This window comes from Pseudomonas sp. SDO5522_S412 (assembly GCF_054071215.1).
Window position 1 is genome coordinate 104373 of the sequence record NZ_JBSVWQ010000002.1, and the last position, 20696, is coordinate 125068.

The 20696-nt window shown below is 61.4% G+C and carries 15 protein-coding genes and 1 pseudogene; 9 read left to right on the plus strand and 7 right to left on the minus strand.

Features of this window, described 5'->3' with window-relative positions; all coding sequences use genetic code 11:
• Positions 1–16 precede the first annotated feature (16 nt).
• The 9 genes and pseudogenes from ACW9I6_RS01135 to ACW9I6_RS01175 form a co-directional block, all read left to right on the plus strand.
• Positions 17–955, plus strand: coding sequence for an AraC family transcriptional regulator (locus ACW9I6_RS01135; RefSeq protein WP_087693824.1), 939 nt, complete (start codon positions 17–19; stop codon positions 953–955).
• Between the two features lie 181 nt (positions 956–1136).
• The gene (locus ACW9I6_RS01140) at positions 1137–1649 is read left to right on the plus strand and encodes a sigma-70 family RNA polymerase sigma factor (RefSeq protein ID WP_457338726.1); all 513 of its coding nucleotides are present in this window, start codon (positions 1137–1139) and stop codon (positions 1647–1649) included.
• A complete protein-coding gene (locus tag ACW9I6_RS01145; protein WP_178903475.1) occupies positions 1646–2599 on the plus strand; it encodes a FecR domain-containing protein in 954 nt (317 codons plus the stop codon). Before ACW9I6_RS01140 ends, ACW9I6_RS01145 begins: the two co-directional genes overlap by 4 nt.
• A 191-nt stretch (positions 2600–2790) precedes the next feature.
• Complete coding sequence (locus tag ACW9I6_RS01150; RefSeq protein ID WP_177081845.1) at positions 2791–5730, plus strand: TonB-dependent receptor; 2940 nt, start codon at positions 2791–2793, stop codon at positions 5728–5730.
• 129 nt (positions 5731–5859) lie between these two features.
• A complete protein-coding gene (locus ACW9I6_RS01155) occupies positions 5860–7698 on the plus strand; it encodes an extracellular solute-binding protein (RefSeq protein WP_177052054.1) in 1839 nt (612 codons plus the stop codon).
• Positions 7685–8749, plus strand: a complete 1065-nt coding sequence (locus ACW9I6_RS01160) for a microcin C ABC transporter permease YejB (RefSeq protein WP_003217676.1) — start codon at positions 7685–7687, stop codon at positions 8747–8749. Before ACW9I6_RS01155 ends, ACW9I6_RS01160 begins: the two co-directional genes overlap by 14 nt.
• Positions 8749–9771, plus strand: coding sequence for an ABC transporter permease (locus tag ACW9I6_RS01165; protein ID WP_173883025.1), 1023 nt, complete (start codon positions 8749–8751; stop codon positions 9769–9771). The genes ACW9I6_RS01160 and ACW9I6_RS01165 overlap by 1 nt, the downstream gene beginning before the upstream one ends.
• A 15-nt stretch (positions 9772–9786) precedes the next feature.
• Positions 9787–11367: an ABC transporter ATP-binding protein gene (locus tag ACW9I6_RS01170; protein ID WP_457338727.1), complete on the plus strand. Its 1581-nt coding sequence runs from the start codon at positions 9787–9789 to the stop codon at positions 11365–11367.
• Between the two features lie 466 nt (positions 11368–11833).
• Positions 11834–11942: pseudogene (locus ACW9I6_RS01175) on the plus strand (YobI family P-loop NTPase); the annotation flags it as partial.
• A 230-nt stretch (positions 11943–12172) separates the two neighbouring features.
• On the opposite strand, the gene ACW9I6_RS01180 reads toward ACW9I6_RS01175, so the two are convergent.
• The 7 genes from ACW9I6_RS01180 to ACW9I6_RS01210 form a co-directional block, all read right to left on the minus strand.
• Entirely contained in the window at positions 12173–13156 is a 984-nt protein-coding gene (locus ACW9I6_RS01180) for a helix-turn-helix domain-containing protein (RefSeq protein WP_457338728.1), read from the minus strand.
• 72 nt (positions 13157–13228) lie between these two features.
• On the minus strand, positions 13229–14707 hold the full coding sequence (locus ACW9I6_RS01185; RefSeq protein ID WP_457338729.1) for an aldehyde dehydrogenase family protein: 1479 nt from the start codon (positions 14705–14707) through the stop codon (positions 13229–13231).
• Between the two features lie 70 nt (positions 14708–14777).
• Entirely contained in the window at positions 14778–15626 is an 849-nt protein-coding gene (locus ACW9I6_RS01190; protein ID WP_457338730.1) for a VOC family protein, read from the minus strand.
• A gap of 22 nt (positions 15627–15648) precedes the next feature.
• Positions 15649–17295, minus strand: coding sequence for a bifunctional 3-(3-hydroxy-phenyl)propionate/3-hydroxycinnamic acid hydroxylase (locus ACW9I6_RS01195; protein ID WP_457338731.1), 1647 nt, complete (start codon positions 17293–17295; stop codon positions 15649–15651).
• 21 nt (positions 17296–17316) lie between these two features.
• Positions 17317–18138 carry an IclR family transcriptional regulator gene (locus ACW9I6_RS01200; RefSeq protein ID WP_457338732.1) on the minus strand — a complete coding sequence of 274 codons (822 nt, stop codon included), beginning with the start codon at positions 18136–18138 and terminating at the stop codon, positions 17317–17319.
• A 3-nt stretch (positions 18139–18141) separates the two neighbouring features.
• A complete protein-coding gene (locus ACW9I6_RS01205; RefSeq protein ID WP_457338733.1) occupies positions 18142–18993 on the minus strand; it encodes a fumarylacetoacetate hydrolase family protein in 852 nt (283 codons plus the stop codon).
• A 223-nt stretch (positions 18994–19216) separates the two neighbouring features.
• Positions 19217–20662 carry a carotenoid oxygenase family protein gene (locus ACW9I6_RS01210; protein WP_457338734.1) on the minus strand — a complete coding sequence of 482 codons (1446 nt, stop codon included), beginning with the start codon at positions 20660–20662 and terminating at the stop codon, positions 19217–19219.
• Positions 20663–20696 lie beyond the last annotated feature (34 nt).

Below are 20696 nucleotides of genomic sequence, written 5' to 3' on the forward strand. Positions count from 1 at the left end.
ACCGCAAGAGGGGCCTATGAATCATTTTGCCGCGCGAACCCGGCGCATGGTCCAACTGATGGAGCAGTTGGCCCCCCTGGAGGGCTACAACCTGAGCGCACTGGAAGACATACGCTTTCTGCGCTCCAATCGCCCGCTGACCCGCACGCCAGTGCTCTACGAGCCTGGCATCGTCATCCTGTGCCAGGGGCGCAAGCTCGGCTATCTGGGCGACGAGGTCTACCTTTACGACGCCCAGCACTACCTGGTGGTGTCTGTGCCAGTGCCTTTCACCATGGAAACCGACGCCAGCGAAGAGGAACCGATGCTGGCGGTATACATGCGCCTGGATTTCAAACTCGCTGGCGAACTGATCCTGGAAATTGACGAAAAATCCGGTCCGACCCACGAACGTCCCAAAGGCATGTATTCCTCGCCGATGGACGAGATGTTGCGCGAGTCCACACTGCGCTTTCTCGAAGCGATGAGCCATCCGGTCGATGGCCCGATCCTCGGCCCCTCGCTGGTGCGCGAGATTTACTACCGGATCATCGCAGGTGAACAAGGAGGGTCCATGCGGGCGGCCCTTGGCAAGCAAGGCCATTTCGCAAAGGTGACCCGCGCCATTCGCAAGATACACAGCTGTTACCAGGAGCGGCTGGACGTCGAGTGCCTGGCCCAGGAGGCGAGTATGAGCGTACCCAGCTTTCATCTGCACTTTCGAACAGTCACCGACTCCTCACCCATGCAGTACCTGAAATCGACTCGTCTGCACCAGGCAAGGTTGTTGATGCTCCGCGACGACATGTCGGCCTCATCTGCGGCTTTTAACGTGGGCTATGAAAGCGCATCGCAGTTCAGCCGAGAGTTCAAGCGCTACTTCGGCCGCACACCCCATGCTGAAGTCGAATGGATGAAAGCAACCTATTCGCTGCCAGCGCCGGTGCAGCCTTCTGTCTATGTGTCTTCGCACTGACCTGACAGCCAGGGCGCTGCCCCGTATCTGATTTTTCTGCATATGCCAATTTGACAGGCTGCTGTTATTTTTTATTCTTTCCTAACCTATGCTCCCCTCATGCAAAGTCCGCCTCCAGCGATGGCTTTCCATTGCTCATCAACCGCCAGGCTGAATGGCCTTTATTCGCATGGAGCATGCAATGGGTGTGAATCAGAACCCACATTTCGGTCTGATTGGGCAGATGTTCAAAAGTGACTACAGTTGGCTTTGCACGCGGGTAAGCCGGGCCATGGGGTGCGCCCATGGGGCTCAGGACATTGCATCGGAGACCTTCCTGCGGGTACTGGCATTGCCCGACCCTTCGCAAATCCGCGAGCCGCGGGCGTTGCTGACCACCATCGCGCGGCGCCTGATTTATGAGGGCTGGCGTCGCCAGGACCTGGAACGTGCCTACCTGGAAGCATTGGCCCAGGCGCCGATGATGGTGCACCCGTCGCCCGAGGAGCGTTTGCTGTTGATCGAGACGCTGCTGGAAGTCGACCGCTTGCTCGACGGTTTGTCGGCCAAGGCCAAGGCGGCGTTTTTGTATCACCAGCTGGACGGTTTGACCTATGCGCAGATCGCCGAGCGCCTGCAGGTCTCGGTCAGCCGGGTTCAGCAGTACATGGCCGATGCGTTCAAGCGCTGCTACCTGGCGATGACACAGCCATGAGCCACAGCGCGCCGGATGAGGCGATCATCGACGAGGCAGCACAGTGGATGGCGTTGCTGCAATCCGGGCACGCCAGTGCTCAGGAGCACCAGGCGTTCCGTCGCTGGAGTGAGGGCGACCCACGGCGTGCCGAAATCTTCAACATGATGGGCGGCGTTCCGGCCGTGCTGAACAATGACGAACTGCGCCGCATGCCCCGCGACAGCCTGTTGCACACCCTCAACGCACCGTCGGGCCGCCGGCGCTTCTTGCGCAATACCCTGGCGCTGGTTGGCGTTGTGTCGTTTGGAAGTCTGATCACGCGGCTGTCCGACAGCTGGTTGCCGTTGGGCGCTTTGCGCACCGGTACGGGCGAGCGCCTGAACCTCACGCTGGAGGATGGCAGTGCATTGACCCTGGATGCGCGCAGCAAGGTGCTGACGCATTTCGATGCTCGGCAACGGCTGTTGCAGTTGCTCGACGGCAAGCTGTTGGTCGACGTTTTCAAGGACAGTCTCAGACCGTTTATCGTCGAGACCGAACACGGCCGCATGCGCGCCTTGGGTACGCGGTTTCTGGTACAGCAGGGCGAGGATCGTACCCAAATCACGATGCTGCATTCCCAGGTGGAAATCACCACGCGCGACGGCACTGTGCAGGTGATCAGTGCCGGCCAGAAAGCCACGTTCAATGCCCACGGCATCCTCGATCTGGAAACCGCCAGCGGCGGCGAGGCCTCGTGGACCCAAGGCTTGCTGGAAGTGCGTGACCGCTCATTGGGTGAAGTGGTGCAAGCCCTGCGTGACTACCGGCGCGGCATCATCCGCGTCAGCCCCGAGGCGGCGAGCCTGAGGCTGAGCGGGATTTTCCCGCTGGACGACAGCCAGGGCGCCCTGCAATTACTGGCCAAATCCTTGCCGGTGCAGATCGATTATCACAGCCCTTATTGGGTCAGTATCGAGCGCCGATAAAAATAATTTCCCCAGCCCTATAAAACCCCCGCCACTGTTGCACAACCCAATACAGGCCAGGGTGTATCTGCCTGGGAGTGTTGTTTCGGGCCGTTATAAACCCATGCTTTTTTAGCCTAACGGCCGCCTATAAAAAAACCCGATCTGTTGTTCAACCCATCAACGGCATATCAATGATGGGAACCTCAACCATGCAACGCAAACCTCTCAGTCGCGCATCTCTGGCGGCACTGTCTCTGACGATTGGCCTGACCTTGGCGGGACATGGCACGGCGGTGCTGGCACAGCCGCTGTCTGCGATATCGACCGCCCAGACTTTTGATTTTGATATCGCCAGCGGCCCCCTCGACCAAGCGCTGTTGACCCTGTCGCGCAGCAGCGGGCAGATCATTTCCTTCCAGCAAGACCTTGTGCAAGGCCTGACCAGCGCGCCGGTGCGGGGCACCTTCACCACCGAGCAAGCGCTGCGACAGGCACTGCGCGGTGCAGCCCTCGACGCCGTACCCAGTGGCGACGGCGGTTGGACCCTGCGCCGGGCGGCCAAGCCACCTGCAGCGGCGGTCAAGGCTGCGCCCACGGCGGCGAAAGTCCCGGGCGATGTAGCGTTGGAAAAGGTCGTGGTCACGGGGTCACGCATTGCCCGTGCCCAGGTTGAAGGGCCGTCGCCGGTCACGGTCATCACCGCTGACGAAGTCACCCGCAGGGGCTACAAAAACGTCTACGACGCCATCGCCTCGCAAACCCAGAACACCGGCATGACCCAGGGCGAAGACTACGGCAACACCTTCCAGCCGGCCGCCAGTGCCCTCAACCTGCGAGGGCTGGGGCCGAACCACACACTGGTGCTGATCAACGGCAGGCGCGTGGCCGACTACCCCACGGCGTACGACGGCGCGGTCAACTTCACCAACCTTGCGAACATCCCGGCGGTGATGATCGAGCGTATCGAGATCCTCAGCAGCGGCGCCTCGGCGGTGTATGGCTCCGACGCGATTGCCGGGGTGGTGAACATCATCCTCAAAGACAAGATCAGCGGCGTGGACGTCAATCTGCGTGGTGGCGCCGCCGAGCGTGGCGGCGGCGACAACCAGCGCCTGCAGATCAGCGGCGGCGACACCTGGGGCGATTTTGACGGGGTATTCGGCCTGGAGCTGACCCAGCGCCAACCGATCTGGGCCAACCAGCGCGGCTTTATGAGCGACGGCCCGGCCAAGGATGTGGGCTACCGCCGTAACCTCGACAGCGGCGCCTACCTCGGCCCCGGCTGCGGTGCCTACGGCGGTATCTACAACGGCAAGCTCGGTGGCAGCAGCACCCGCTGCACCACCAACCAGTACTACAACGACTACTGGACCTTGCAGGCGCAAAAGGAAAACTATGACGGCTACACGCGCGGCACCTGGCACTTCAGCGACACCGGCAAAGTGTTCGCCGACTTGATGTTTGGCTTTGATCACACGCAGAACAACACGCGCGGCCCAAGCTTCACCTCGCCGGACTTTATCAACCGCAACACCGGTAACCTGGAGCGCTGGTCACGCAACTTTTCCAGCGAGGAAATCGGTGGCAAGACCAGCAACAACAGCAAATGGCGCGAAGTGTCCTGGACCGGCACCCTGGGCCTGGAAGACAAGTTCACCAACAGTGATTGGGGTTATCAGATTGCGGCGAACCGCTCCGAGTACACCAGCGACCGCACCACCCGCTACACGCCTTTGAGCGGCATCCGCGATTACTACCTCGGGCCGCAACTGGGCACACAGGACGGGCACCCGGTCTTCGCGCCAGACCCTTCGCGGCTGGACCAGCCGCTGACTCCGGAGCAGTGGGATCAGTTTCGCGGCAACCTGGTGCAGAAGAGTAAATCGGTTTCCCAAACCTTCAGCGCCAACATCAACGGCGACCTGTTCGAGCTGCCCGCCGGGCCGGTGGGCTTTGCCGGTGTGACCGAAGTGGGGCGGCAATCCTACAGCGTCGATGTCGACGACCAACTCAATGACGGCACGTTTTACAACACCACGCCGGCCTCCAATTCAGGCGGTTCGCGTGACCGCTACGCCGCGGGTGGCGAGCTGAGCATTCCCGTTACCGACACCTTGCTCGCCTCGGCGGCCGGGCGCTGGGACCAATACAAATTCAGTGGCCGCACCGAGCAACAAAAAACCTACAACCTGGGCCTGGAATGGCGCCCGGTGACCAGCCTGCTGTTTCGTGGTAGCTACGGCACCAGCTTTCGCGCACCCGACCTCAACTACCTCTACCAGGCCGCGACCAATGGCTACACGCCTGACCAGATCGACTATTACGGTTGCAGCAAGGGCGTAGAGGGGGCGTGTGACCGAGGCCGCGTGGATTACACCCAGACCGGTAATTCGGACCTCGCCTCCGAGCGTGGCAAGTCCTGGACGTACGGCTTTGTCTGGTCGCCTTCGCATCAGTTTGATTTCTCCGCCGACTTCTGGCGCGTCGAAATCAAGGACCTGTTGACCACCGTCGACATCAACCGCTTGCTGCAACAGGAAAACCAGTGCCGCAACGGCCAGCTTGATGCGACCACTTGCGCCGACGTCCTGGCACGCATCCAGCGCAATGCCAGCACGGCGGCAGTGGACCCGAACGTGCTGCAACGGGTGCAGGTCAATGCGATCAACGCCGCCAGCGAGCGGGTCAGCGGCCTGGACCTCAAGAGTAATATTCGCTGGGGCGCAGGCCAGTACGGCGCGTTCAGTTCGGCGATTGGCTACAGCCTGGTGCTGTCCCACTACCTCAAGGAATCGGACGATGCGCAAACCCAGAACCTGCGCTCCAGCACCGACAACCACGACTGGCGCAGCAAGGTCAACGCGAGCCTGACCTGGGACTACCAGCACCTCACCACCACGCTGACCGGCATTCGCTACGGCAGCGTGACCAATGGCGCCGGCGATGGGCGCCTGTCGCCCTGGACCACCTTCAACGCCAGCGCCCGTTACCAGGTGAACGAGCAGGCGAGTGTCGGCCTGACCGTCAACAACCTGCTCAATCAGGTCAAGCACGATGACTCCGCCGGCTGGCCGTATTACCCCAGCGGCAACTACGACCCCTATGGGCGCCAGGTCTGGCTGGACGTGAGTTACCACTTCGGCAAGTAGCGCATAAGCCCATGCGCTAACGGTCTAACCGGTGCTCTATAAAAACCCTGGCGTCGACGCACAACCCTGCATAAGTGAGCCTTCAGTGTTTTTGGAAAAGGAGTTGAGTTTGTGAGCCTGTTTCGCTTCATGGTGTGGGCACTGCTGACGGGCCTTTGGGCGCCGTCACTGCTCGCTCAACCGACGCACGCTTTGACGGTATACGGCGAAGCGCCCAAGTACCCGGCCAACTTCAAACACCTGGATTACGTCAACCCGAACGCGCCCAAGGGCGGCAGTTTTCGTCGTTCGTCCATGGAAGGCGGGGCGTTTGATCACCTGATCCCGTATGTCGACAAAGGCACCGGCATCACCCAGATCCAGGGTTGGCTCTACAGCCCGTTGGCGTACCGTTCGCAGGATGAGCCGTACACCGTGTACGGGTTGGTCGCGCAAGGCATGGAGCTGGCAGATGACCATTCATGGCTGCGTTTCTACCTCAACCCCAAGGCGCGGTTTGCCGATGGCACGCCCATCACCGCGCAGGACGTGGCCTACACCTTCAAGCTGTTCACCACCGAAGGCAGCCTGGCGTATCGCCAAAGCTTTGCCGATGTGGACCAGGTGCTGGTGGAATCGCCGACCCAAGTGCGGTTCACCTTCAAAAGCGCCGACAATCGCACCTTGCCTCTGGACCTCGCTTCACTGCCGGTGCTGCCGGAACATTGGTGGCAGGGGCGCAATTTCGCCAACGGCGGCGGCTTTGAACCGCCGGTGGGCAGCGGCCCGTACCGTATCAGCAGCGTGGACAACGGCCGCAGTGTCACCTTCGAACGGGTCAAGGACTGGTGGGGGCGAGACCTGCCGGTGACGCAGGGGCAGTACAACTTCGACACCCTGCGGCTTGAGTTTTTTGCCGACGGCGACGTGTCGCGCCAGATCCTGCAAGCCCAGGGTTACGACTTCAATCGCGAATTTTCCGCCACCAGTTATTCGGTGGGCTACGACGGCGAGGCTTTGCGCGACGGTCGTCTGCAACGTGAACAACTGGCACCGAATGCCGTGCAGGGCACCCAGGGTTTTGTGTTCAACCTGCAAAAACCGCAGTTCCAGGACCGCCGCGTGCGCGAGGCGCTGAGCCTGTTGTGGGATTTCGACTGGAGCAACCGGCAGATGATGCACAGCCTGTACCTGCGCCAGCGCAGCTTCTTTTCCCGCAGCGCATTGGCGGCCACCCAGCTGCCGGATGCCCAGGAGCTGGCCATTCTGGAACCCTGGCGCGGGCAAGTGCCGGAGGAGGTGTTCACCCAGGTCTACCAGCCGCCGCGCACCGATGGCAGCGGGCGCATTCGGCCGCAGCAGGCGCAAGCGCTGAAGTTACTGGCCGAGGCGGGCTGGACCCCGCGCGGCGACCAGTTGGTTAACGCCGAGGGCACGCCGTTGCAGTTCACCTTCCTGAATGCCCAGAAAGGCTTCGAGCGTTTGCTGCTGCCCTACAAACGCAACCTGGCGCAGATCGGCATCGGCTTCACGATCCGCATGATCGACTCGGCCCAATACGCCAACCGCGTGCGCGCACGGGACTACGACATGATCGTCAACGGCTACCCGGTCAGCCCATCGCCGGGCCGCGAGCTGACCAACTACTTCGGTTCCGAGAGTGCCGATGACCCTGGCTCCAACAATTACATGGCACTGCGCAACCCGGCGGTGGACGCCTTGATCGATGGCCTTGTCCGCGCCAACGACCGCCCGACCATGGTGCGCTACGCCCATGCCCTCGACCGCGTGTTGCAGTGGGGCTTCTACTGGATTCCCAACTATTACCCGCCGGGCTCGTCCTCGCTGTGGTGGAACCGTTTTGGTCGGCCCCGCACAGCGCCGCTTAATGACGTGGGCATCGACACCTGGTGGGAAGTGAGCCCGACACCGCTGACCACCGCACAGATGCGTCAACTGACTGAGGCTTCCCAACATGCTGGCCTATAGCGCGCGCCGTTTATTGCTGATCGTACCAACGCTGGTGTGCATCCTGCTGGTCAACTTTTTTATCGTGCAAGCCGCCCCGGGTGGCCCGGTTGAGCAAGCCATCGCGCGCTTGCAAGGCATCGGCAGCCAAGCGTCGGTGGCCGGCACACGGGTGGAAACCGGCAGCACTGAATCGCGCACAACTCGTGGCCTGGACCCCGCGCTGGTGGCTGATATCGAGCGCCAATACGGCTTCGACAAGCCCCTTGGCGCGCGCCTGTGGTTAATGCTCAGCAGCTACGCGCGGCTGGATTTTGGCGATAGCTTCTTTCGCGGTGCCAAGGTCACCGACCTGATCCTGCAAAAACTGCCGGTGACTTTGTCCCTGGGCTTCTGGGCCACGCTGATCAGTTACCTGGTGTCGATCCCGCTGGGCATCCGCAAGGCCGTGCGCCATGGCAGCCGCTTCGATGTGTGGAGCAGTGCGGCGGTCATTATCGGCCACGCCATGCCGGCGTTCCTGTTCGCCTTGCTGCTGATCGTGGTATTCGGCGGCGGTAGCCTGTTGAACTGGTTTCCGGTGCGCGGCCTGGTCTCGGAGAACTTTGCCAGCCTGTCATGGGCGGGCAAGGTCGTGGACTACTTCTGGCACCTTGTCTTGCCGGTATCGGCGCTGGTGATTGGCGGCTTTGCCACACTGACCATCCTCACCAAAAACAGCTTCCTCGACGAGATCAGCCGCCAGTACGTAGTGACCGCGCGGGCCAAGGGTTTCAGCGAAAAACAGGTGCTGTACAAACACGTGTTTCGCAACGCCATGCTGCTGATCGTGGTTGGCCTGCCCCAGGCGCTCACCGCGATGTTGTTCGGCGGCTCGTTGCTGATTGAAGTGATTTTCTCCCTCGACGGCCTCGGTCGCCTGAGCTACGAAGCGGCAGTGGCACGGGACTATCCCGTGGTCTTCGGCACGCTGTTTATCTTTACCCTGGTCGGGTTGGTCATCAAGTTGCTGGGCGACCTGTGCTACCGCCTGCTGGACCCCCGGCTGGATTTTTCCGCGAGGTCGCATTGATGCCGGTTTTTACTCCGATTACTCGTCGCCGCTGGCTGCACTTCAAGCGCAATCGCCGCGGCTGGTGGTCGCTGTGGATGTTCCTGGCGCTGTTCGCCGTATGTCTGGGTGCCGAACTGCTGGCCAACGACAAGCCACTGGTGATGGCGTACCAGGGCTCACTGTATTTCCCGGCCTTCGAGCGCTACACCGAGCAGGATTTCGGCGGCACGTTGCCGTTTCAGCCGGATTACCGTGACCCTTACGTGCATGAACTGATTGAAGGGCAGGGCGGCTGGATGCTGTTTGCGCCTATTCCGTTCAGCTACGACACGGTCAACTACGACCTCACGACCCCTTCGCCGGCGCCGCCCAGCGCGAGCAACTGGCTGGGCACCGATGATCAAGCCCGGGATGTATTGGCGCGGGTGATTTTCGGCACCCGGGTATCGCTGTTATTTGCCTTGGCGCTGACCGTGGTGAGCACTTTGATCGGGGTCGCCGCCGGCGCGCTGCAAGGCTATTACGCCGGTTGGGTCGACCTGTTGGGGCAGCGCCTGATCGAGATCTGGTCGGGGCTACCGGTCCTGTACTTGCTGATCATCTTGTCCGGGTTTGTCGAACCGGGTTTCTGGTGGCTGCTGGGGATCATGGCGCTGTTTTCCTGGCTGACCCTGGTGGATGTGGTGCGCGCCGAGTTCCTGCGCGGGCGCAACCTGGAGTACGTGAAGGCCGCGCGAGCCCTGGGTGTGGGCGATGTTCAGGTGATGTTGCGGCACATTCTGCCCAACGCGCTGACTGCCACCTTGACCTACTTGCCGTTCATTTTGACCGGGGCCATTTCGACCCTCACCGCCCTGGATTTTCTTGGCTTCGGCATGCCCACGGGCAGTGCGTCCCTGGGTGAATTGATCGGCCAGGGGAAAAACAACCTGCAAGCCCCGTGGCTGGCGCTGACCGCGTTTTTTGCGTTGGCGTTGATCCTGTCCCTGTTGGTGTTTATCGGCGAAGCCTGCCGCGACGCCTTCGACCCCCGATCCTGATAAGCGAGCTGTGCCGTGACTGACGCGTTGATTGAAATTCGTAACCTGAAAGTGGCGTTCGACGGGCACAAAGCGGTGCGTGGCATCGACCTGGATATTCACCCGGGCGAGTGCCTGGCGCTGGTGGGCGAGTCGGGCTCCGGCAAATCGGTGACCGCCCACTCGATCCTGCAATTGCTGCCGCCCCACACCACGCGTACCCAGGGCAGTATTCGCTACCAGGGCGAAGAGCTGCTCGGCGCGCGGCCGGAGCGTTTAAGGCAGATTCGCGGCGATCGCATCGCGATGATCTTTCAGGAGCCGATGACCTCGCTCAACCCGCTGTACAGCGTGGAACGGCAGCTGTCCGAAACCCTGCTGCTGCACAAAGGCCTGGGCGGTGCGGCGGCGCGTGAGCGCGTGTTGGAGTTGCTCGAACTGGTGGGCATCCAGCAGCCGCGCCAGCGCCTTGCGGCTTACCCGCATCAGCTCTCCGGCGGGCAGCGCCAGCGGGTGATGATCGCCATGGCCCTGGCTTGCGAACCGCTGCTGTTGATCGCCGACGAGCCCACCACGGCCCTGGACGTGACCGTGCAGCGACGCATTCTTGCGCTGCTCAAAGACCTGCAGCAACGCCTGGGCATGGCGCTGCTGTTGATCAGCCACGACCTCAACGTGGTGCGCAGCATCGCCCAGCGCGTGGCGGTGATGCGCGCCGGCCAGATCGTCGAACAGGCCGACTGCCAGGCACTGTTTGCCGCGCCGCAGCACGCCTACAGCCGGCAGTTGCTCGAAGCCGAGCCAGAGGGCAGGGCAGTGATGCGTGAAACGGCGGGCAACCTGCTGGAAGTGGACAACCTCAAGGTCTGGTTCCCGCAAGGCGGCCTGCTGCGGCGCAAACCGCCGATCAAGGCGGTGGACGGCATCGACCTGCGCCTGCAACGTGGCAAAACCTTGGGCATTGTTGGCGAATCCGGCTCGGGCAAATCCACCCTTGGCCAGGCGATCCTGCGGTTGATCGACGCCCAAGGCAGCATTCGCTTCGATGGCCAGGCCCTCGACGCACTCAAAGGCAAGGCCCTGCGTCCCTGGCGGCGCAAACTACAGGTGGTGTTTCAAGACCCGTTCGGCAGCCTCAGTCCGCGCATGAGCGTGCAGCAAATCATCGAAGAAGGCCTGCGCGTACACACGGACCTCAATGCTTGCGCGCGCGAAGCTCAAGTGATTGCCGTGTTGCGCGACGTCGGACTCGACCCCGATACTCGCCATCGCTTCCCCCATGAATTCTCCGGCGGCCAGCGCCAACGCATCGCAATCGCCCGCGCACTGGTGATCAAGCCGGATTTGATATTGCTCGACGAACCCACCTCAGCTCTCGACCGCACTGTGCAAAAGCAGGTGGTGAGTTTGCTGCGCAGTTTGCAGGAGGAGCATGGGCTGACCTACTTGTTTATCAGCCACGACCTGGCGGTGGTAAGGGCGTTGGCTCACGACTTGATCGTGGTGAAGGATGGCGTGGTCGTGGAGGCGGGGAGTACCGAGCAATTGTTCGACGCGCCGGAGCATGCCTATACGCGGGATTTGCTGGTAGCGTCGTCGTTGAGGAATCGCGAGTAGTACAGCCTAGTGGGTGCTGATCTCACGCTTTACCGTCTGCAGTGCTTCTGCCAACAACCAGTCCCGGAACGTCGTCAGTTTGGGCAGGCTGGCGCACTCAGGCCGATAAATGACGTAGTAGGCCAGCTCCGAGTGTTCGGCGTAATGGCGGTCGGGTTTTTTTCGTCGGGTGGGTTGCTGTCGGCTTATGGCTGGAACACAGTGCTGTAGGTTTCGTTTTTACCGCTGGTGTTGGCTGTCGTCGCGCTGGCACTGACTGTCCCCAAGTACATGGCCGGTCGGTTTGATCTGAAAGGGCAAGGTGCGTTAGCCACTCGAGCGCATTTCCTGCTCAAGCAAATCCCGGGCGCTATACGTCATTTAACAAGTGGGCGATGTCAGATGTTCATAAGCAGCTCTTGAGCCTGAGATTACTGGCTAACTGCTCTAGAAATTAACGCGCCTGTTCATCGATTGATGTTCATACACTGGTGAGAACGGGGCAGGGAAGAGCAGCGTGCTCCGAACCTTCGTCCATCGTCACCCTGAGTTCGTCTACGCGTTTGTTTCGCTGGCAACATTCGGCAAGGACACTGAAATCTCTGGGCGTATGAGCCTGTCACTGAGACCAACGGGGCGGGGACATTATCCTCCGAATGTCCGCGCCCATCGGAGTCCCCAGCCTAGGCAGGGGACCGACGTACTCAGCAAACGCCCCCCAATGAGAGAAGCCCATTTCAGCCATGTTTTTCGCAAGGCTTTTGGTGTCGCGTCGAATACGCTTTTGCGTCGAAGTTGAGGTGGTCCATGCCCAGAAAGCTGGCGACTAAACTCGGTGTTCGCTGGCAGTCTCCCGGAACAACCGGGGTGACATGCCAAATGTCGATTTGAAGTGCCGGCTGAAATGTGAACTGCTGCCATAGCCCCAGGCATAGGCAATCTCGGTGAGTGAGCGATGCGCCTGTTCGCGGTTACGCAGGTCCTCGGCGCAACGGGACAACCGACGCTGCCAGATATAGTCGCTGACGCTGCAGCCCAATTCATCCTGAAAGGCCCGGTGCAAGCTGCGCACCGAGCACTGTTCGGCATTGGCGATGCGCTCGATGCTAAGGTCGCGGTCGGCCAGGTGACGCTCGATATAGGCCTTGAGGCGATTCTGTTTGAAGAAACGGAAGTCGTGGTCTAGTTGCTTTTCATCTTGCTTGTTCTTCAAGGCATTGTTCAGCAACCCGGCGATGCTGTCGCCGATTAGCCCGGCCGACTGGCTGTTGAGCAAGGGGTATTGATGGTAGGCGTCGCTGATCAGGTGCATCAGCATGCGCCCCAGCCCGTTGCGGCCACTCAAATGCATGTCGCCGGTCTGCGTCAGTTGCCCGGCAGCGCCCTGGAACAGCAAGATAAAGTGTTCGCAACCCTGGGTACTGGTGACGCTGAATGGCTTGCCACAATCGACCAGGAGCATGTCGTCCGGTGCGACGGTACTGCTTTGCTGGCCTTGCTCGAAGTGACTGACACCGGCGACTTGCAGGATCAACATGCGCGGCGTGTCGACGACATCGAGCGCTTTGCTCAAGTGGCGTGAATAGCGATGGGCACTGGCGGTCATGCGGCAGAAACGCAGCTGGCCCAGGTCGCCGTATTCCAGCCGCCCCTGGAAGTTACCGTTGTGCAACGGGTCGATGTTAGTGGCTTCCAGGCGCTTTATATACTCCGGCGTGCGGCCCAGGTGGTCGCTCATGAACTCTTTCCACTTCATCAGCCGGTCAGAGCGAACGACCTGTTCGGTGGACACACAGGCTAGGTTATTCATTAGTTTCGCCTTCTGTCTTTTTGTTATGGCTGAAGGGGCAAGGAGGGCGCCTTGCCCGATTCTGGCATGCGATCAGAACGGGTAGCGATGGCTCCCGGCTTGCCAGGTGACCCAATGGGCCCGGGTAAATTCATCCAGGGCATAGTGACCGTTAAACCGCCCGAGGCCGGAGTTCTTCTCGCCACCGAACGGTGCATTGGGTTGGTCATCGACGGTGATGTCGTTGATATGGGTCATGCCCGCCACGATGCCACGCGCAAAACCGAGGCCGCGTGCCATGTCGCGGGTGAACACGGCACTGGACAGACCGTATTCGCTTGCGTTGGCCAATTCCAGGGCGTGGGCCTGATTGTGTGCAATCATCAATGGCAATAACGGGCCGAAGGTTTCATCGCGGGCCAATGCCTGGTCGGGGCCCACATCGCCGAAGACATGGGCGGGCAGCACCAGCCCTTGCGCCTGGCCGCCACACAGTTGCTTGAGGCCGGCACGCTCGGCAGCGTCGATCTTCCCCAGCAGGCCATCGAGCTGGCTCTGGTTGACCACCGGCCCGATCACCGTATCGGCCTTGGCCGGGTCACCTGTCTTGAGGTTGCGCACGCGCTCGACCACCAGCGCGGCGAAGTCGGCATACAGCGAACGATCGACAATGACGCGGTTGACGCTCATGCATATCTGGCCCTGGTGCAGGAACCGCCCGACCACGGCGGCATGCGCCGCGATCTCGATGTCCGCATCGTCTAAGACCACCAGCGGTGCGTTGCCGCCCAGTTCCAGCGCCACGCGCTTGATGTGCTTGCCACCGGTGGCGATGCGTCCGACGTTGCGGCCCACGTCGGTGGAGCCGGTGAAGGAGATCAGGCTGGGTATCGGGTGTTCGACGAATGCATCGCCAATCTCCGAGCCCGCGCCGACCACCACATTCAGCGAACCTGCGGGGAACCCGGCCTCTTCGAACAAATGGGCAATCAGCAGGCCGCCGGTGACCGCCGTGTCACTGGCGGGCTTGAGCACCACGGTATTGCCCAGCGCCAGGGCCGGTACCACCGAGCGCATGCTCAGATACAGCGGGAAGTTCCAGGGGCTGATGACACCGACCACTCCCAGCGGCTCGCGAAACACGAAGCTCTGTTCGCCAGGCTTGTAGCTGCTCAGAATCCGCCCCTCAACCTGCATTGGCAGCGTTGCGCACTCGCGAACCAGGTTGAGGGTGAACTGCCATTCCATCCCCGCCTTGATACGGGTACTGCCGGACTCACGGATCAGCCAATCAATGATTTCTTCGCTGCGGTCCTGGATGACCTGGGCGAGTTTTTCCAACTGCGCACCGCGCTGTGTCGGGTGCAGTGCTGCCCAGTCGATCTGTGCGCGCTGGGCAGACTGGTACGCGTCTTCCAGGTCGGCCACCGAGGCCAGGGGCATCTCCAGCAAGCGTTCGCCGTTGAACGGGTTACGGTCATCGAGGCGTCGTGTCGAACGACCTGTGCGCCAGGTGCCATTGATATATTGGTCGCCGCTGATGGCGTAGGTCGCGAAGGTTGGAATTGTCATTGTCTTACCTTGGGCAGGTAGCCGCGTTGATTGAGGGTAGGTGAGGGCAGACCCTCTGGAATGTGTCTTTTCAGCTGCGGATCCAGGCGCGCCCCCAGGAGTTGAGGGTGTATTCCTCTTGGGGCCAGACGCCTGGCGCGCGGCTGGCTTCGGTGATTTCCAGCTCTGCCGAGAACTCCAGGCGGTTGCGATCGGCATCGACCACCATGAAGAACAGGTTATTGCCCGGACCGTGGCGACCCGGGCCAAAGAACAACGTAATCCGCTCCTTGGCGAAGCGGTCGCCCCAGTCACGAATGTCATTCCACTCGTTGGTTTCGTAACAGTGATGATCCCATTCGTTTTTCGAACCGCGGAAAAACGCCAGCGAGTGGTGCTCGTCGTCTGAACGCAGGAAGCAGGTCGTGAGCTGGCCGCTCTGCTCATCGACGACATTGTCCGAGACCGTGAACCCTACCGTGTTGACGTAAAAGTCGATCATCGCTTCCAGCTCGGTGGTCTGGAATACCACATGCTGCAGGCGACCCGGCATACCTTTGCGGTCGGTGGTGACGGCGCCATGAGACACACCAAACACGGTCTGCCGGCCCTGGGGGTCACGGATTTGAAAGGCGCCAGCTTCCAGCAGCGGCGAGTCGAGCGCTTCGACGTTACAACCCTTGCCCGCCAGATGCGTGCGCAGTTCGCTCAAGCGCGCTTGGCTGCCCAGGTCGTACGCGGCCGCGAGCAGGCCGCTGTGATCGGCGGGCGAGATCAGAATGGCCCGTAGCGGCCCTTGGAGCAGCCAGCTGCCGTCTGCCTGCGCCAGGCCCTCCATGTCCAGCAGGCGCCGATAGAAGTCAACTTGCTGGTGGGGCGCTTTGCTCGCCAGGTGTAAGTAGCACAGGCGTGCGGGGGTAGAAGTCTGCAAGGTTTGCATAAACACCTCTGGGGCTGAAGGTTCAGGGGTAGACGGGGGCCATGGCCGGCTGATCCGCACAGGCGCTTGTCGGGGGGATGCCGAACAGCGCCTGCAATGCGTCAGCGGCCTGGTCTTGTGTGGCCAGGTCGAAAATGGCGGCCACATAGCGATCCGGGCGCAGCAGCACAAACGTGTGGCTGTCGCCGAGCAGGTCCTTGAGCGCATCCTCGCGGTCGTGCAGCACGGTGCAGCCGGGCAGCGATGGCAGGGCCTGCACGTGCGCGGGCAGGATCAGGATGCGCTTGGCCTCCAGGTGGTTCCAAAGGCCGTGGCGCAGTTCATCCAGGCGCTGGCGAGTGGGGTCGCCATATTGGATCAGGGCAAAACCTGCACCGATGGTCGTGTCCAGCAGTTGTGTGTGGCCTTGGGCATCGGTCAGCAATGGCTGAGGAAACATTTGCCCGCAGGCCAGCTTCCCGGCCTTGCCTTCGGGCAATACCAGGCCTTTGGTAAAACGCGGTTTGGGCTTGAAGCGCATTTGCAGGAAGTAATCGCGCAGCGGCGGCACCAGGCCTATTAACGCGAATGCCGTGCTGATCAGGCGAGCTCGCAGCGCGGTGGCCGGCGCCATGACCACGCCAAGGTTCAGGGCCAGCTTGATCAAGGCCCAGGCATGGTCGCGCCGCTCGCTTTCGTAGGACAGCAGGGCGGTCGCGGCCATTTGGCCCTTGAGCACAGCGATCAGCTTCCAGCCCAGATTGTGCGCATCGCGAACGCCGCTGTTCATCCCTTGCCCAGCGTAGGGCGGGGTCAAGTGCGCGGCATCGCCGGCAAGAAATACGCGGCCGACCTGCCAACGCTCGGCGACGCGGGCATGAAAGGTGTAGACCGTCTTGCGCACGATGGACACCGGGGCATCGCCCTTGAACGGACGAAGCAGCGTGTGCAGGCATTCGGGGCTGAGCACCTGCGCATCAGTTTCGCCCGACTTGAGCTGGAACTCAAAGCGCCGAGTATGGTGCGGGCCGGGCACTTCCACCACCGGGCGCCGAGCATCGCAATACACGCGGGTCTGCCAGAAGGGGTCGTCATCCCGGTCGGTATCGACCACCAGCCAGCGTGAGGAGAAGCTCGACCCTACCATCTCTATCCCCAGTTGCTTGCGCACCGGGCTGCGACCGCCGTCGCAGGCGATCAGGTAGCTGGCCTTGACGTCGAGCAGGTGGCCATCGGCGTCCTTTATCAAGGCACGCACGCCGTGCGGGTCTTGAGTGAACTCCAGCAGCTCATGATTGAAGCGTGCAGTCACGCTCGCAAAGCGTTCAAGACCGGTCTTCAGCGTGTGTTCGAACAGCGGCTGGCGAAAGGCATTGCGTTTGGGAAACCCATACACCTTGCCGGTGGGCTCGACCTTGCCAAAGCAACGCCCGCCCGCGCGGGTGAAGTAATGCACGCCGTAGCCGGGCACCACATCGCGTAGCACGGCGTCGTCCAGCCCGATCGCCTGCATGGTGCGCAGGGATTCATCGTCGATCGAGACCGCGCGGGGTTCGGTCACGGTACCGGCTTTGCGGTCGATGATCAGGGTATCCACATGGGCCTGGCCAAGCAGGTTGGCCAGGGTCAGTCCGGTGGGGCCGGCGCCGATGATCAGGACTTGAGTGCTGAAGCTGTTGAGGGTTGTCATTGTTATTCCCTTCCAAAGGTTTCAGTCCGGCTGCGCGGGGCGGTGAGTCAGGGCCGCCATGCGTTGCGAGAGTGTCTGCGCGAGGGCCTGCATCTGTTCCCCTTGTTGCGCTTCCTGGGCGTTGTCGCGCTCCTCGATCGGGCGTACGCAACTGATGCTGCCCAGCACCTTGCCGTCGCTGTCGAAAATCGGTGCCGCCAGGCCGTAGACGCCGGGATCGATTTCCGCCGCACTGGCGACATAGCCCTGGCGACGCAGTTGCTGCAGCGCGCGACGGAACTGTTCCCAGGTCTGGCCCAAGTGGCTGGCGCGCACTTCATCAGGGTTTTCCAAGAACAGTTGGTTGTGCTGGCGCGAGGTCATGTTGGCGAGAATCGCCTTCGACGTCGCGCCGAGGAAAAGCGGCCTGGGTGAACCCCGGGAGTAGCTGACCTCACTGAACAACTCGCCATGCTGGTGGATACACACCACCTGGTCCTTGAACAGCCGGCAGATCAGCCAGACCTGTTGCTCGCTCCAGCGTGGCAGGTCGTGTTCCAGCGACTGTGCCGCGCGCACCAGGGGGTCGCTCAGCCGCAGTTGGCGGTCCCAGGTGATAATCCGCGCGCCGAGTGCGTAGCGTCCGGCTTCGACCTGAAACAACAGGCTCGCCTCGGCCAGTTCGCGCACATAGCGGTAGATGGTCGAGCGGGTATAGCCGAGTGCGGCGCCCATTTCGTCGACCGCCCAGATCGGGCTGGCTTCGGTGAATAAATCCAGCACCCGCAGCATGCGTTCCAGGCTCGAACCTTTGCTATCGGCGTCCTGCTCGGTCAGCTGTTCTGCTTCAGACAATGGCTGCATGGCTTACTGCTCGTCGGCGATGTTGTTGCGCAGAATGCCGATGCCGGCTATCTCGACTTCGACGGTATCGCCGGGCTTCATCCAGACCGGTGGTGCGCGGAAGGCGCCGACGCCGCCGGTGGTGCCGCTGACAATCACATCGCCGGGCGCCAGTTCGGTGAAGGTGGAGCAGTACTCGATCAACTGGCTCACACTAAAAATCATGTCGCTGGTGCAGGTGTGTTGCATCACTTCGCCGTTCAGGCGCGTGGTTAATTCCAAGTTCTGCGGGTCGCCGATCTCATCGCGGGTTACCAGCCAGGGACCGAAGCCGCCGGTGTTGGGGAAATTCTTACCCGGCACGAACTGAATGGTGTGCTTCTGCCAGTCGCGGACGCTGCCATCGTTGTAGCAGGCATAACCGGCCACATAGTCCAGTGCATCCGCTGCCTTGACGTGCCGCGCGGTTTTGCCGATGACCACCGCGAGCTCGCCTTCGAAGTCCAGTTTGTGCGAAGCCTTCGGACGAATGATCGGCTGCAGGTGCGCCACCTGGCTGTCGGCGAAGCGCGTGAAAATCATCGGATGGGTTGGCATGTCACGCCCGGTTTCACGCACGTGGGTGGCGTAGTTGATGCCGATGCACAGCACTTTGCCTGGGTTTGCGATCACCGGCAGGAACGTCACGTCCGCCATTGCGACGCGGGGCAATGACGCCAGCACGGCTGGGGTCAGTTCCCCCAGGCGATGGGCGATGATGGCTTGCTTTAGGTCAGCGCCAAAGGTGGGTTTGACCGATTCCAGGTCTATCAGTTGATCACCGTCGACCACACCGTAGGTTGTGCGACCTTGAACACTGAAGCTTGCGAGTTTCATGAAATGTCCTCTCGAAAAGGATGCGGGAGATGGCGGCAATGGGTTCAATCTAGCCCTGCGCATTAATCCTGTAAAGTGGGATTTATGCATAAATCCCGCAATACGAAATAAATGCGATCTTACTGTTCGATCATCGGATCCAGCCCGGCAATCGGGCAACCCGCGTCCTTCCAGCAAGTGGATGGTCACGGGCGTTTTGTTTGGAGGAGAGGGAGGGTGCGACTTAGCGCGGTGCCCAGCAGCCGTGCAGTGACATGCGCATGCGGAACGGGATCTTGATGCGTGCGAGGGGGCCGGCGGCCATGTCCGTGGCGTCCAGCACCACCAGTTCGCTGCGGCCTTCGGCAATCAGGTTGAGCAGGCAGACCACATAGCCATCGCCTTCTGCGGCCTGCGCGGAGCGCGGAATGAAAATGGGTTCCTGGAAACAGCCGCTGTCGCCGGGAAACCAGGCATCGGTGACACCGGTCGTGAGGTTGAGGTGAACCAGAAGGTTGAAAAACTGGAACGGCATCGGCCCGTTCGACGGGTTGTATGGGCGCTCTGGATCGAAGGCGAGGAGGAACCCATGTTCATATTTGCGCCCAATGTAGCGGTCATCACAGCGGGGAAACTCGCAGGGATAGTCCGTCAGCGCCTGGGGTTGCAGTTCATCTTGCGCACTGTTGAGGTCAAACACCCAGCGCATCAGGCTGGCGGCCAGGGTCTCCGGTGGCGGTACGAAACCGTCCGCCTGGGGGAAGAAATAGAATATGTTGCCGCCGGTAACCGGCATGTCCACATAGACTTTGCCGTCTTCATCGAACGCATTCAGGGTATGGCCCTGGAAGCCGTCCTTGGGCCCTTTGAACCAGCGCACGTCGCGCGCATGGCCGTGACGGGGCACCACGGCAAACAGCTGGGGCAACTCGGGCTGCCACTGAAAATGCTGGCCGCCTTTTTTCATGCGCTCGACGTCCACCGTCAACGGGATCAGCGGGAACACCACATACCTTTCCGTGACCGCGAAGTCGTGGACCATCGCGGCGTAGGGCGCCTGGAACCAGATTTCATGCAGCAGCTTGCCCTCCGGCGATATCTCGAAATAGGCCATGTCGGGTGTGCCGTCGCCTTTGGCTTCGTAACTGAAGGCCAGCAGGTTGCCGGTGATGGGGTCGAGCTTGGGGTGGGCCGTGAACGTTGCAGAGTTGATCTGCCCGTCGAAATTCCACTCGCCGAGGGTTTCCAACGTCTGTGGGTCCAGGGCCCAGGGCATGGCATCTTCCTTGAGCGCCAGCAGGACATTGTTGTGCGGGATCACCGAGGTGTTGGCGGTGGTGTTGTTTTTTGCCGCGAGTGGGTCGTTGGTGTAGACGTTGCGGTACACGCCGTTGAGCGAACGCCCTTCACGGCGTTGAGCGACCAGACGATCAGTCAACACATAGCGTCGACGCAGCGAGACGTTGCCGCCTTCAAAGTAAAAACCGCTGAGCAGGGCATCGCCGTTGAAGAAAATATCGCTGCCGAGCATGGGCGGGTACTGCGGGTCCGGTGACACCTGATAAAAAGCGCCACGGATCGCCTTGGGGACGGCGCCTTCGATCTCAAGGTCATACACTTCACCCTCGACGCGGCTGGGTGCATACAGCGACCCGGAAAATTCGGGGGTATTGGGGAATGGCGTATTCATCGCGTTATCTCATTGATCGATTTGGTTGACGTCG

Bases quoted from the DNA above. Each gene is read 5' to 3' on its own strand.
- ACW9I6_RS01210 (WP_457338734.1), bottom strand. From the start codon at position 20,662: ATGAATACGCCATTCCCCAATACCCCCGAATTTTCCGGGTCGCTGTAT.
- ACW9I6_RS01165 (WP_173883025.1), top strand. From the start codon at position 8,749: ATGCCGGTTTTTACTCCGATTACTCGTCGCCGCTGGCTGCACTTCAAG.
- ACW9I6_RS01205 (WP_457338733.1), bottom strand. From the start codon at position 18,993: ATGAAACTCGCAAGCTTCAGTGTTCAAGGTCGCACAACCTACGGTGTG.
- ACW9I6_RS01190 (WP_457338730.1), bottom strand. From the start codon at position 15,626: ATGCAAACCTTGCAGACTTCTACCCCCGCACGCCTGTGCTACTTACAC.
- ACW9I6_RS01135 (WP_087693824.1), top strand. From the start codon at position 17: ATGAATCATTTTGCCGCGCGAACCCGGCGCATGGTCCAACTGATGGAG.
- ACW9I6_RS01180 (WP_457338728.1), bottom strand. From the start codon at position 13,156: ATGAATAACCTAGCCTGTGTGTCCACCGAACAGGTCGTTCGCTCTGAC.
- ACW9I6_RS01150 (WP_177081845.1), top strand. From the start codon at position 2,791: ATGCAACGCAAACCTCTCAGTCGCGCATCTCTGGCGGCACTGTCTCTG.
- ACW9I6_RS01140 (WP_457338726.1), top strand. From the start codon at position 1,137: ATGGGTGTGAATCAGAACCCACATTTCGGTCTGATTGGGCAGATGTTC.
- ACW9I6_RS01200 (WP_457338732.1), bottom strand. From the start codon at position 18,138: ATGCAGCCATTGTCTGAAGCAGAACAGCTGACCGAGCAGGACGCCGAT.
- ACW9I6_RS01145 (WP_178903475.1), top strand. From the start codon at position 1,646: ATGAGCCACAGCGCGCCGGATGAGGCGATCATCGACGAGGCAGCACAG.
- ACW9I6_RS01160 (WP_003217676.1), top strand. From the start codon at position 7,685: ATGCTGGCCTATAGCGCGCGCCGTTTATTGCTGATCGTACCAACGCTG.
- ACW9I6_RS01185 (WP_457338729.1), bottom strand. From the start codon at position 14,707: ATGACAATTCCAACCTTCGCGACCTACGCCATCAGCGGCGACCAATAT.
- ACW9I6_RS01155 (WP_177052054.1), top strand. From the start codon at position 5,860: ATGGTGTGGGCACTGCTGACGGGCCTTTGGGCGCCGTCACTGCTCGCT.
- ACW9I6_RS01195 (WP_457338731.1), bottom strand. From the start codon at position 17,295: ATGACAACCCTCAACAGCTTCAGCACTCAAGTCCTGATCATCGGCGCC.